General features: G+C 60.8%; 14 protein-coding genes and 2 pseudogenes. 6 read left to right on the top strand and 10 right to left on the bottom strand.

The window, feature by feature from the left end:
- Positions 1–70 precede the first annotated feature (70 nt).
- The 5 genes and pseudogenes from ACZY0R_RS41260 to ACZY0R_RS41240 form a co-directional block, all read left to right on the top strand.
- Positions 71–290, top strand: a pseudogene (locus ACZY0R_RS41260) (IS110 family transposase); the annotation flags it as partial.
- Between the two features lie 135 nt (positions 291–425).
- Positions 426–608, top strand: a complete 183-nt coding sequence (locus tag ACZY0R_RS41255; protein WP_488867381.1) for a hypothetical protein — start codon at positions 426–428, stop codon at positions 606–608.
- Positions 609–744: 136 nt separating this feature from the next.
- Complete coding sequence (locus ACZY0R_RS41250) at positions 745–1,395, top strand: SOS response-associated peptidase (RefSeq protein WP_488867379.1); 651 nt, start codon at positions 745–747, stop codon at positions 1,393–1,395.
- Positions 1,392–2,150 (top strand): hypothetical protein, encoded by a 759-nt coding sequence (locus tag ACZY0R_RS41245; protein ID WP_488867377.1) that lies wholly within the window; start codon positions 1,392–1,394, stop codon positions 2,148–2,150. The genes ACZY0R_RS41250 and ACZY0R_RS41245 overlap by 4 nt, the downstream gene beginning before the upstream one ends.
- Positions 2,151–2,290: 140 nt before the next feature.
- A complete protein-coding gene (locus ACZY0R_RS41240) occupies positions 2,291–2,998 on the top strand; it encodes a hypothetical protein (protein ID WP_488867375.1) in 708 nt (235 codons plus the stop codon).
- A gap of 53 nt (positions 2,999–3,051) precedes the next feature.
- On the opposite strand, the gene tnpB is transcribed toward ACZY0R_RS41240, so the two are convergent.
- The 10 genes and pseudogenes from tnpB to ACZY0R_RS41190 form a co-directional block, all read right to left on the bottom strand.
- The gene (gene tnpB / locus ACZY0R_RS41235; protein ID WP_488867373.1) at positions 3,052–3,369 is read right to left on the bottom strand and encodes an IS66 family insertion sequence element accessory protein TnpB; all 318 of its coding nucleotides are present in this window, start codon (positions 3,367–3,369) and stop codon (positions 3,052–3,054) included.
- 88 nt (positions 3,370–3,457) lie between these two features.
- The gene (locus ACZY0R_RS41230) at positions 3,458–3,757 is read right to left on the bottom strand and encodes a transposase (protein ID WP_488867797.1); all 300 of its coding nucleotides are present in this window, start codon (positions 3,755–3,757) and stop codon (positions 3,458–3,460) included.
- A gap of 190 nt (positions 3,758–3,947) precedes the next feature.
- Positions 3,948–5,192 carry a GGDEF domain-containing protein gene (locus tag ACZY0R_RS41225; protein ID WP_488867371.1) on the bottom strand — a complete coding sequence of 415 codons (1,245 nt, stop codon included), beginning with the start codon at positions 5,190–5,192 and terminating at the stop codon, positions 3,948–3,950.
- Between the two features lie 112 nt (positions 5,193–5,304).
- Positions 5,305–5,472: a hypothetical protein gene (locus tag ACZY0R_RS41220; protein WP_488867369.1), complete on the bottom strand. Its 168-nt coding sequence runs from the start codon at positions 5,470–5,472 to the stop codon at positions 5,305–5,307.
- 853 nt (positions 5,473–6,325) lie between these two features.
- Positions 6,326–6,874, bottom strand: a complete 549-nt coding sequence (locus ACZY0R_RS41215) for a plasmid pRiA4b ORF-3 family protein (protein WP_488867367.1) — start codon at positions 6,872–6,874, stop codon at positions 6,326–6,328.
- A gap of 81 nt (positions 6,875–6,955) precedes the next feature.
- Positions 6,956–7,124: pseudogene (locus tag ACZY0R_RS41210) on the bottom strand (DNA-binding protein); the annotation flags it as partial.
- Between the two features lie 361 nt (positions 7,125–7,485).
- A complete protein-coding gene (locus ACZY0R_RS41205) occupies positions 7,486–7,914 on the bottom strand; it encodes a hypothetical protein (RefSeq protein ID WP_488867365.1) in 429 nt (142 codons plus the stop codon).
- The gene (locus ACZY0R_RS41200) at positions 7,877–8,569 is read right to left on the bottom strand and encodes a nucleotidyltransferase domain-containing protein (RefSeq protein ID WP_488867363.1); all 693 of its coding nucleotides are present in this window, start codon (positions 8,567–8,569) and stop codon (positions 7,877–7,879) included. Before ACZY0R_RS41200 ends, ACZY0R_RS41205 begins: the two co-directional genes overlap by 38 nt.
- 126 nt (positions 8,570–8,695) lie before the next feature.
- Positions 8,696–8,944: an H-NS histone family protein gene (locus tag ACZY0R_RS41195; protein ID WP_488867361.1), complete on the bottom strand. Its 249-nt coding sequence runs from the start codon at positions 8,942–8,944 to the stop codon at positions 8,696–8,698.
- 247 nt (positions 8,945–9,191) lie between these two features.
- The gene (locus ACZY0R_RS41190) at positions 9,192–10,109 is read right to left on the bottom strand and encodes a DNA-binding protein (RefSeq protein WP_488867359.1); all 918 of its coding nucleotides are present in this window, start codon (positions 10,107–10,109) and stop codon (positions 9,192–9,194) included.
- 115 nt (positions 10,110–10,224) lie between these two features.
- Between ACZY0R_RS41190 and ACZY0R_RS41185 the strand changes: the two genes are divergently transcribed.
- Entirely contained in the window at positions 10,225–11,379 is a 1,155-nt protein-coding gene (locus ACZY0R_RS41185) for an IS110 family RNA-guided transposase (RefSeq protein WP_488859803.1), read from the top strand.
- Positions 11,380–11,728 lie beyond the last annotated feature (349 nt).

The raw sequence follows: 11,728 nt of genomic DNA, 5'->3' as shown, positions 1-11,728 counted from the left end.
ATACTTAGATGGACCCGACGCCTCCCTCGGGGGACACTGTCGGCTTCAACCTGACACGTGGAGGTTCGTCATGGAAATCGACATCCTTGGCATCGATCTCGCCAAACAAGTGTTCCAACTCCATGGCGCCGACCACCGCGGACGGCCCGTACATCGAGCAAAGGTCTCGTGTCTCACTCCTGGAGGCGGTACGCACACTGAAGCCAGGGATGGTCGTTATGGAAGCCTGCAGCACAGCGCATCACTGGGCACGGCGCTTCCAGTCGCTCGGCATTGAAGTCCGGCTGGTTGAGAAAGCCGTCCGCGTTCTGACAGCCCGATAGATTGGGGGCAGGGCGAGTCGCGGGTAGCTCCCTTCCAGCGTCCCTCTCGCTACTTCCCGCCGACGGCCGAAAACGAACTCTCCCCCCGGAGTAAGGGCATGAATGTTCATGACCGTACCGGAAAACGGACTACACAATATACAGCAGGCCGAATGCCAGAAGGCAGGCAGCGAGAATGAGGTAGTAACGACTGCCGTGAACACGCTCACCTGCACGATATTCGTGATGGGAGTGCTGGATATGGGGCTTCATAGTGCGTCAAATAAGGGCATAGGTGAAATCTGAAGCTTAGCCAATTCCTTAGCTGGCTCAACTAAGCAGATTCTGTGCCAGCCTGTCGTCTGCCCACCTCAGTGCCTCCCTTGCGGCCTCTGGATACGAAGACAGCGTCTAAACTCTCAAAAAATCGGAGGGACGAGCCATGTGCAACAACTACGCCCCTGTGCAGCGCCAGCTGCTGCGCGACGTCTACGGCGTTGAGCCGCTGCCGCTCGACTATCCTCCGGAGACTTGGCCAGACTATGCCGCGCCAATCATCCGATCAAACCTGGACGGCCGCCGCGAAGTGCTGATAGGCACTTTCGGTATGGTCCCGAAATCCCGCATCCCCCCTGGGGTAAAGAAGTTCGACACCACAAATGCCAGATCGGAGACCATTGGCGAGAAGCGTTCGTTTTCGGGTGCATGGAAGCTCGGTCAAGTTTGTCTGGTTCCGGCCACCAGCTTTTACGAGCCAAACTACGAAGGCGGCTCAAAGTCGGTGCGCTGGCGGATCTGGCTTAAAGATGAGCCAGATTTTGCGATAGCCGGACTATGGCGAGCATGGCCGCGGGAGGCCGGCGCCGAGGTGTTCAGCTTCACAATGCTGACCATCAACTCGGACAAGCACTCCCTGATGAACCGCTTCCATGCCCCGGGTAAGGAAAAACGCATGATCGTGATTGTGCCGCGGGCGGAATGGGATGATTGGCTGACCTGCCGGGATCCCGAGCGGGCGCGCAGCTTCATGCGGCCCTACCCGGCAGAGCTGATGGCTGCCGAGCCGGCGCCGCGCAGTGTGAAAACAGCATGACGAATGGATACTCACCTCCCGGCCGATGTATCTACTGCGACGCGCTAGATGATTTGACCAAAGAGCATATTATTCCGGCCGGCTTCGGAGGCAACTGGGTTTTGCCGGCGGCGAGTTGCGGCAAATGCGCGGCAAAGACAAGCGCTGCAGAACTGCATGTTCTGCGTGTCATGTTTGGCGACTTTCGAGCAACGGCCGGTGTTGGCTCAAATCGTCGCAAGAAGCCTGGCACACGGAATGCGGTGCGAGTTGATGCTGACGGGGCCGAGTTCGCTGTTCCCACTCCTATTGCCGACCTGCCTGCGATCTATCCAGCTCTGGAGATGCCAATACCAGGAATTCTCACCGGCGCCACGACGACCGACATGTATCCCGAAATGAAGGTACACCTCTGCACCGTCCAGGCTGATTTGGGCAGACGGATCCAACAACTAGGGAAATGGAAATCCGAGACTGTACTGGCGCCGACGAAATTCCTTTCGGTCATCGCGAAGATTGCCCACAGCTATGCGGTAGCAGAGCTTGGGCTGGATGCAATCGCATTCCTTCTGCGTGACCTGATCCTGGACAAAGCAAAGCGCCCTTGGGAACTGGTCGGCGGGCCGGACCCCACCGTCTCGGTTCCATCGATTCCTGGCGCTCAGCACATAGTTACTTTGTATGCTCGTGAAGATGGCTATGTTGTGGCGCGGGTACATCTCTTTTCGGGGATTGGAATGCGCCCATATGACGCAGTCGTGGGGCGGCGGAAATAGTCCTCCGCTGGAACTGAGCCTGGAAGGTATCGTGGGGAACCGGGCCGGCAGCAAGTATGCGGCTGGCGTGCGCTCCCGCGACTGGGTGAAGGTCAAGCTGCCTGAACGATTGCGGCGACGACCCGGCGCTGAAGTCCGGCATGGCCTCGCCGTGTGAACACCGGATCCGGACCGAGCCCAAGCGCCGCGACGAAGCGGCCGTGAGGGAGTTTGCCTACGCCATGCACGTGAAGATGGCCAGTAGCCGCGAGAAGGGTCAGGGTGGCTGGTACGACCCCACGCAGTGCACCGTCGAGTATCTCGGCAACCTGCTCGTTACCGCAGTGCTGAAGGGCGACCCGGTCGACGTGGGCAACTTCGCCATGATGCTCCACCAGCGTGGCGCGCCCCATACCGTTCTGACGCAGGCGCTGTTCAAGTACTGCGAAGCGGCGAATTCCCCTCTGGAAGATCCAGGCTGCGCCACCGATGGCGACGAATGCTGGAGCGCCAATGGCCAGGATTACAACCGCGACACACTCGAGGAGCTGCTCGCAGAGAATGACCAGTTCAAGCCAGGCGACACTATCCATGTCGGCCAGTCCGCGCACCCAGATCCGGCCAACTATGTCGACGCCGATGATGTTATCGACGACGCGGCCAATCGCGGTTACGACGATGGCGGCGAATTCGCGGAAGACTATCCCGGCGATATCAGCGAAGAAGCCAAGGAGCAGTTGAACCGCTTCCTGCGCGCTTGGCTGCGCACCTACTGCGCCCCGTCGTTCTACACGGTAGAGAACGAACGCTCCTACGTACTGACCGCCGCCGACTTCGCGGGCCGCCAAACGAGCGAGGAGCTGCCATGACTCGCACCATCATGCGTGAAGCCGCAGACCAAAGATGGCGTGAGTGCAGCCCCCTATTGGCCGAGGGAGGCAAGCAGGCTATCGACGTATCGCTGCGCCCAGAGAATTGCGTGATCCTGCGCCGCTTGACTGGATTCATAGCGTCCGAGCGCCACCGTGGACTCCGCGAAAACCTGGGGGCCTACTTGATCCATCGAGAAGCCACGCCAAAGCGCCCCCTTGATGCGCGTGTGCCGGGCGCTGGCAAAGAGATAGGCGTGGTGAGAGTGCGCCGCGCCCAAGACCTGCACCACCCGCGCCAGCAGCCGCTCGGTCCCGGCTCGCATGTCGATGGGCTCGACGGCTAGCCACAACGCGTCGATGCGGATCATCGCAGCCAGTCCCTGGGCAGTTGGGCACATTGCTGCACCGGCCAGCGCACGATCAGCGTGCCGGCTGCGCGTTGAATCTCAATGTGGATTACCTTGTGCGTCGCCGGCGCCGGCGTCTCGCATCGGTCTGCATCAGCGAGTTGCTCGGCTGCGGGCGAGGGCAGCACCTGTAGCGATACAAACGCGCTGCCGTTCTGCAGCGTTCCAGCATCTGGCGCTGACGGTCTTCGCGCATCCATCGGTGCGCCATGTTGGGGTTCAGGCCGTGGCTGAGTGCCACGCCAGCCACCGAACCGCCCTCCTGGCGGATCTGTTCGAGCACCGTCGTCTTGAATTCGGCGCTGTACTCGCGCCTGCGCGGCCGCGCAACTGTCGACACATTATCCATCGTCTCCACGATCTCCTTCGTGGGGACAATGCAGGATCGCTTCGACCAACTCAAGGTGGGAAAGCTGGACGCATACAATTGCCAGAGCCCAAAACCACCGTATTGCCGCTTAGTCAGCCCCCGCTTTGGCGCGGTCTCACGTGGACGATGCCAAAGGGATCGGTGACTGATTTGTGCGGTCGGATACCGATCATGCACCATCGCCGTAGATCGTGCCCGTCGTCCCCGCATCGTATATCGTTAGCTGAAGTGAGCTCCGTCCCGGCCCGTCTGATTCATCGGACCATTCGCTGCACTGGACATTATTGCGGCCAGACTTCTTGGCTTCATAAAGTAGGGCATCGGTGGCAGCGATCAAGGATTCCTCGGTCACGTCTTTCCCCACAACCGAAAAATTGACGGCTAACACACCAAAGCTGGCCGTAGTTGCAATGCTCCTGCCAGCAGCGTCGACCGCTGGATTGTCCGCAATCGCAGCACGTAGACGTTCCGCAACGTACAAGGCACCGTCAAGGTCCGTTTGCGGTAAGGCCAGAAGAAACTCCTCACCGCCATAGCGCACGACACTATCAACATGCTTGCGCGTCATCGCCTGAAGCATGGCCGAAATATGTTGGAGCACAGTGTCGCCGCTCTGATGACCATAGGTGTCGTTGATCGACTTAAAGTGATCTATATCGCACACCATCAGCGTCAACCAAAGCTCCTGCCGCCGCGCCCTAGCGATTTCCGTCGGCAGAAGAGCGTCATGCAGATGGCGTCGGTTGTAGGAGTCAGTGAGATGATCGCGAACAGAAAGACTCCTGAGATCCATCAAGACCCGGTACTCGTCCCGCCAAAGTCGCTGGTAGCGACGTACCGCCACAATCCCGAAACTGTTGGCAAGCAGCAACAGCATCGACATTGTGAGTGCATCAGATGGTGTTAAGTTTCCCACCTCCACCGCTATCACGATAAAAATTGCCGTGGCAGCGAACGCGATGAACTTCGCAATGAGCAGACGATTGGGAATGAACAGATAGACGACGATCAGCATGATGCACAAGGACATCGCATGCCACGGAATTTCGTGAGGGCGAAACCAGACGATGAGCATGAATGTTGCCATTCCGACAATTTCAGCGGCGCTCGCCGCAAACCAGAGAGTGCCTACTGATTCCGGGTGATCGCGGATCAGGTGCAAGCCCAACATTGCCGTAATGGCGACGAGCATGCGAGCTACCAACAGGAGCAATGCCACACGCCCGTATCCCAGAGCAGCGACATCCGTCAAAGCAAATGCAAGATAGAAGAGAGAACAGAAACTCAGCGTCAGGCGCAGGGACCCCTGACTGCGGTTCACGTGATGGAGTTGGAAGGCGCGTTCGGTTTCTGGACTGCGGAATTCCACGCGCAACGGGTCTACTGCAAATTCAGAAGGGAATTCCGGGTTCACGGTTTTGTGTGCCAACGTATGTTTGGAAATACTTTATTACAATACCGCCAACATCGCAGTGATCTAGCTTGCCTGCCGTCGACGGCTGTCCCGGAAACGCAACATCAATTGCTCAGCGTGGCGCAGGGCAGCAGAGGTTCTTCTCTCTGGTGAGTCTGCCGTTCTCGTTTCGCAGCCAGATGCCGTCAGGCTGCACCTTGTGAGGGACCAAGCCGCTGTCGCGGATGTGGGCTTCAAGGGCGTCGATGGTGATGTCGGATTCAGTGAAGATTTTCGTCAAATTGGTCTCCTGTTCGATATTCGGTGGAACGATGCCGGGACGACATCTGTCACAACGCGGTCCCGGCTGGCGCTCATCAATCCCCGCCAGTGAAGCAGTTGCACTCTATGGAGAGGCTGTCGACTCTCATCAAGGACCGCAAGATCGTTCCGGCAGACAGGATATGCAACCGGCCGACACCAGGGTACGAGTGGAGCGGGCTGAAGTTTCGGTCTGGTGTCATCGGGACCACGTTCGACGGCGCCGCGCTTGCACACGGAAACGAGGTAGATGGAATGGGCTTCAGGCGGCAGGGTTGGCTCAGTCCGGCGCCGGCCCGAACCTATCCAATATCACGTCGTGCTCGAACTCTGCCGGCCAGAATTCTCGAAGGCCTGTGGCGTATTCCATCAACACGCCAGTTTCGGGGCAAAGTACGCTGACCAGGCGACCCCCCGGCGCGCTGTCGTCAATGCAATCGCATACGCTGAAGTCGGCTGCAATGAAGCCGTGGCGCCTGCACGCGCTGGCAAACGCGTCGCGCTCAGTAGTGGGAAACGTCTCTAAATTCGCCACCACCCGAAGAGATTTGGGCCAGAACCTAGCCCGCCAGCCGTCGGACGGCCGGACTGATCTGCTGCTTCGTTCGAACATGGGCATATCCCAACCGGAGATCGGCATAGCCCATGGCTTCAACGCGCTGCGCCGCGGTCCGAGTCGTCCAGTGCAGCGATTGATGCACTGCACACCGCCGAGACCCGCATCAATCCAAGACCTGCCCACCGTCACTCTGTGCACGAAAAACAAGGGGCCCCCTATCAGACTGCCCCCTACTCCTGACTACTGCCGCTCGAGAATGTCGCGCCCGATCACCTCACCGAATCGCCCGCAGCCTCGCATTGACCGCATTCACATCAAAGCCAACTGGGTCGAAAACGCCGCCAACCCACGACCGGAAGTCGTTGTGCTGTTCGTGGGTCTTGTCCCGGAATGCTGCAAGGAATTCCGCGTAACCGTGTGGCCCACCAACGTCTTCCGGAGGGCAAGCGTTTTCGCCAGCCTGGCAAACCGGCAGCGCCAGCGCCAGGTCGGGGTAGCCGACTGATTCGACAATGACGCGGTGCTGCCAGTCATCGCCAAAGTCATAGCGGTACTCGAATTCGGTGGCCGAGCCGAGCGCATTGTTCAGCCGGACGCCCTTCTCCGACCGCAGGCCTTCATCCGAGACGTCCTTATCCTGTACACCGAACCGCTCGCCGTTGATGTCGAATTCATGCAGGTGAGTGTCCTCCCAGCCCATCACGGAATGGATCACCTTGTGGAGCTTGGGGAGTTGTATATCGGCTGGGACAACAAAGCGACGCCAGACCAGAGGCTTGACGTGAAGCAGTTCGATACGAAGGGTTGTGGCAAGTTTGAGCATAGGCGGAAGAGATCATACAGTGGTCCGGAGACCAAGCTAAAGGGCTTGCACGGTGAAACTTCTCAGCCACGACCGAGCGGCTCCCGATGGCCGCGATCGACTTGAGCGCGTCCGGCAGGCCGGGGTGGTCGATGGTCACGCGCATCTTGCCGCGCAGGTCCGCCCAGAACTGCGCGAGCACCTCGGTGGGCGTGCCCATGCTGCCCTTGCGCACCAGACCGTAGAGCTTGTTGGCGGTGGGGGTGATGCCGGGGTCATGCCAATCTTCCGCCGGATTTATAGTCATCGCGAATCGTCATCGGGTAGTCCCGGCGCGTCCGGGAAGCGACCCATCCGATCGCTTCGTTAGGATCCGGCCTATAGAGAAAGACTCTTCTGCGGTCGGATCGCTTCACACGCGCGACTAACGTCTTTCCGATCAGATCGGTGCGATCTTGTAATGCCTCGCTCGTGAACGTTCTCTCGTCAATGGCGACGTAGGGAGGACGAACTGTGGTGGTCTAATTTCCTCAGACAGGTCGATGGCCACGACGCGAGGTGCCAGCGCGCGCACGAGAGCTAGCAGTCCTGCCTCGTCGCTTCCCACGCCGAGCTTGTCCGCCGCGTCCCCGTCAATTAGCCAATAACCCGCGCACGGCATCCACCAATTGCTTGACAACAGCAATCAACTCGTTCACGAAGGCTTGGTCAACCGTCAGATCTCCTTCATATTCTGCGAGGTTCCGCTTGTAATGCGCAACGTCGAGCAAGCGCCATCGCTCCGCCGGCCAGTGAAGAGTGTGCTGCAGGCATTGAAAAACCAGATAGCGGTTATCCGAGCGGTAGCCATGCTGGCGTAATGCCGAAAGCGCGGCCGCGTGGGCCGCGTTATACGCCAGATCAAACTGGCTCTCGATGGAAAGGGACGCATTCTGCGCATCCCCCAAGCGAATTTCGGCGGAGCGCAACAACGCGGCGCACTCTCTCGCGTCAGGAGGCTCGGCCTTCAGTTTCTTGACGCGTTCAAGATTTTGCAGTTCGGGCGAGGGATTCGAGCTCATCCGGATTGCCTTTGACGAAGATCTTCGGTTGGTCAAGCACGCGCATCACGAACGCACGCCCCTCTTGGACTCGCCTGACGAAATCCTCCGGGCTGAAGACGGTGGGATTCACCTTCCGGCCTAGGCGCTCGCTGGCGCGGTCCAAGGCCGTGAGCGCTTCACCGAAGGTAAGGTCCTGAGCGATGATCAGCACATCGATGTCGCTGCCCGCGTGGTCGGAAGCCTTCGCCACCGATCCAAAAACAAAAGCCAGTGCAACATGGGCCCACAGGGGCTGCAATGCCTCTCGCAGGATCTCGCCGACCCCTAGAGTCTTGCTGATGATACTTCGCAATTCCTCGAAGATCGCGGCTTGCCGGTTGGCTTGATAGTGCCGCTGATTGCCGACCCGATGGGACGTAATCAGGCCCGCACTTTCCAGCTTGGCGAGTTCGCGGTGGACGGCGCCGACCCCGGCTTGGGCGAGCGCGACAATCTCGTTCGCATAAAATGAGCGGTCGGGTGCCCCAAACAACACAGCCATCACCCGTTGTTGGGACTTGGTAAATAGTGCATCGGCAAAGGAAGATCCCATAGAGGGAATGTTATCTCCCAAATTGGGTTTTATCAATCCCAATATCGAGAAAAAGGCCGCCCATCCACTGATTGCGGCCACCCCTTGGCGTCCTTTGGAGCTGGATCCGACTACGTTTCGGCAAACACACGTACCACGACTTCAGGGCGCCCTCCATGTAACTTCCACCCAAGTCCGAGGTGCCTTCCAAGCGGAGGGGTGCGGCGCCTAACCCACCCGGAAATGTTCCACGGTCTGCCCGGCGTGGATCGCCCGCTGCAGCCAGTCGGGCATGGCACCGCGGCCGTCCCAGCCCTGCCCGTGCGCGTTGCGGTAGCGCAGCGCTCCTGGCGTTGGAGTCGGCGGCGGCTCGGCAAAGCAGCCCGCGGCCTGCAAGTGGGACAGCGTCAGACCGTGCTGGGCCATCTGGATGCGGATCCAGGTAATCGCTTGCGCGCGCTCGATTTCGATCGACATGGTGTAGGTGAAGAAATTTGGGGCAGCGTCGGATCCCGCGTTGTGCCGTCTGGCGGGAGCGTTGGATTTCAGGGTTGTTCCACGTGATGGCCGCGGTGGGAATCATTGCCGCCGGGAGGACGTGGTCGCCCTCGCTGCTTAAATTTTAATCAAATCGGCTGATACCGTCAGCCATCTGCCCCCGCGCGGCTTGTCCACAGGCTTATCCCGTTACGCGGTGAACAAATCCCCGCCCTCGGGTGCCTCCTCAGGCCAGCCCGGGCTTGAACTTGGTTTTCGTCGCCGGCACCCGGCGCCTGGGCGACACCAGGCGGCGGGTCGCAGTGGTCTCCACTTCAGCGCGCTCGGCCCGCCGCAGCGCCCCTTCGAGTTCGGCTCGCAGGCCTCCCTGTGCCGCCTCGCCATGTTCGAGCGCCTGCCCTGCCTCCGCCAGTTGCCGGTTGAGCGTATCGCGCTCGGCCTGCAGCCGCGCCCGCTCCTCCGCGCCGGCCACGGCGGAGTCCTGCGCCCGCGCCTGCAGTGCCGCCATCTCAGCACGCAATTCCGCCACCACCTGCTCGCCCTTCTGGCGCAGCGTGCGCTCCTGGTCGATCTCCCGCAGCGCGCGGCGTTCGGTGGCGCTGGCCCGCTCCTGCGCGACGGCCACCTGCTCGCGGGTGTGCTCCAGCTCCGTCGAGAATTGGGTACGCAGCTCCTGCAGTTGCCGCTCGAGCGCCTCGATCTGGCGCTGGCCGGCCTCATGGCGCGCCTGCGCGGCCGCATGGGCCTGGCGTTCGGCCTCCAGGTCTCCCTGCAGCGCCGCACGTGCTTGCTGCTCGGCGTCGAATTCGGCTTGCGCCGCCGTCGTCTCCTGCTCGGCCACGACCACGGCGGCCCGCGCCTGGTCGCGCTGCGCCTCCACCTCGCTCGCCTGTAGCCGCGCTTCGGCCCGCAGCGCGGCCAGTTCGCCGGCGGCGGCCTCGTTGGCGGTCTGCCAGATCGATTGCACGGCGTCGGCCGCGATCGCCTTGAGCGCGTCCGGCAGCCCGGGCTGGTCGATGGTCACGCGCATCTTGCCGCGCAGGTCCGCCCAGAACTGCGCCAGCACCTCTGTGGGCGTGCCAATGCTGCCCTTGCGCACCAGGCCGTAGAGCTTGTTGGCGTTGGGGGTGGGAGACCGCGCCAAACCGGGGGCTGACTAAGCGGAAAGGTCACCGGTTGACTAGATCCTATGTAGCAGGAGAGGCAATCAACGGATAGATAGAATCAGCGTGTCGAGGCTTGACCTAATGGAGGGCATCATGCGCACAGATCTGGCAGATACGACGTACACCGGGCACATGGTGCTGGCGGTGTCACTTGAGCTGGCGGCGGCCAAGTGGATGGTTGCACTGCACGACGGCCGTCGTGATAGTCCTACAGTACACACTGTCGCGCAACCGCAGGCTACGCTGCGGCTGCAGGCAGCGCTGGCCCTGACTGAACGGTACAAGGAGGAGTGGTCGCTGCCGGCGGATGTACGGGTTGTCGTGAGCTATGAAGCCGGCCAGGACGCATTCTGGATCTGTCGCGCGCTGCAGGCTCGCGGGATCGAATGTCATGTCGTCGATCCCGCGAGCATTCCCGTTGAGCGCCAGAAACGGCGCGCGAAGACGGATCGCCTCGATGCGATCAAGCTGGTGATCAACCTACGTGCCTGGCTGCGCGGCGAACGCGACCGGATGCGCGCAATCCGGGTGCCCTCTTTGCAGGACGAAGCGTCCCGCCATCTCATGCGCGATCGCGGACAACTGCAAAAAGAAATCCTGCAACACCGCGACCGCATGCGCAAACTGCTGGCCACATTCGGTTGCTGGGATGAGGTCGACAGCAGGAAGTTCGCCGGCCGACTCGCCCGCGGCGAGGTACGGTGTCACGATGGCACACCACTGCCAGCAGAGCTAAACGATCGACTGGTACGCGAGTGCGAACGGCTAGCAGTAGCCGAGCAGCAACTGACCGCACTGGAGCAGACGCTTCCGACGAAGCTGCCTGCGCCAGCACGCGCCCGGGTCGATCACCTCACTCGCCTGAAAGGCATCGGACCGGTTGGCGGCTCGCGACTGGCGCTCGAGCTGTTCTGGCGGGAATTCAGCGACCGCCGCCAGGTCGGTGCGTGCGTTGGCCTTGTACCGCAACCCTACGACAGCGGCGAGAGCCAGGTGGACCAGGGCATTAGCAAACAGGGAAACCGACGGGTGCGGGCACTCCTGATCGAGATGGCGTGGTCCTGGATCCGCTACCAGCCAGAGAGCGCACTGACGCAGTGGTTCAACCAGCGCACCCAGAGCACAGGCCCGAACCGAAGGGCCCGACGGATTGCGATCGTCGCGGTGGCACGACGTCTCGCGATTGCGATGTGGCGCTATCTGAAGGATGGCGTGATCCCCGAAGGGGCACAACTGAAGCCGGCTTAATCCATTGAGGTTTGGAGGAAGATGCAGGGGATGGTGATACGCAATCCATACAGCCTGAAGTGAACATGCCCGTAACAGACCCGGGTTGCACAGGCAACCGATTTTCTAGATGGGGCATGCTCCCGGTGACAATTCCGGCGTAATGCGCATGCAGGATGAGGCTGGCTTCACGCCAGCGGATAGAAGGTGGTGAGACGTCATTTCTCACGAGCGCAAGACCCGGCTTCGGGCCATCGTGTTTCACCGCAACGGAGCCAACCCGCTCTGTCGCGATAAGGGAGGATTCGTATATCGATCAATCAGTCAGTTTGCAAAACGGCTTGACAAGGGACTGCTCATAGAAGGGCCT

Source organism: Cupriavidus sp. F041 (assembly GCF_057814235.1).
Note: the sequence above shows the minus strand (reverse complement) of the source record. Positions and strands in the feature narration are given on the sequence as shown.

Coding starts and splice junctions, on each gene's coding strand:
- ACZY0R_RS41255 (WP_488867381.1), top strand. CDS start 426: ATGTTCATGACCGTACCGGAAAACGGACTACACAATATACAGCAGGCC.
- ACZY0R_RS41250 (WP_488867379.1), top strand. CDS start 745: ATGTGCAACAACTACGCCCCTGTGCAGCGCCAGCTGCTGCGCGACGTC.
- ACZY0R_RS41245 (WP_488867377.1), top strand. CDS start 1,392: ATGACGAATGGATACTCACCTCCCGGCCGATGTATCTACTGCGACGCG.
- ACZY0R_RS41240 (WP_488867375.1), top strand. CDS start 2,291: ATGGCCTCGCCGTGTGAACACCGGATCCGGACCGAGCCCAAGCGCCGC.
- tnpB (WP_488867373.1), bottom strand. CDS start 3,369: ATGATCCGCATCGACGCGTTGTGGCTAGCCGTCGAGCCCATCGACATG.
- ACZY0R_RS41230 (WP_488867797.1), bottom strand. CDS start 3,757: ATGGATAATGTGTCGACAGTTGCGCGGCCGCGCAGGCGCGAGTACAGC.
- ACZY0R_RS41215 (WP_488867367.1), bottom strand. CDS start 6,874: ATGCTCAAACTTGCCACAACCCTTCGTATCGAACTGCTTCACGTCAAG.
- ACZY0R_RS41205 (WP_488867365.1), bottom strand. CDS start 7,914: ATGAGCTCGAATCCCTCGCCCGAACTGCAAAATCTTGAACGCGTCAAG.
- ACZY0R_RS41195 (WP_488867361.1), bottom strand. CDS start 8,944: ATGTCGATCGAAATCGAGCGCGCGCAAGCGATTACCTGGATCCGCATC.
- ACZY0R_RS41185 (WP_488859803.1), top strand. CDS start 10,225: ATGCGCACAGATCTGGCAGATACGACGTACACCGGGCACATGGTGCTG.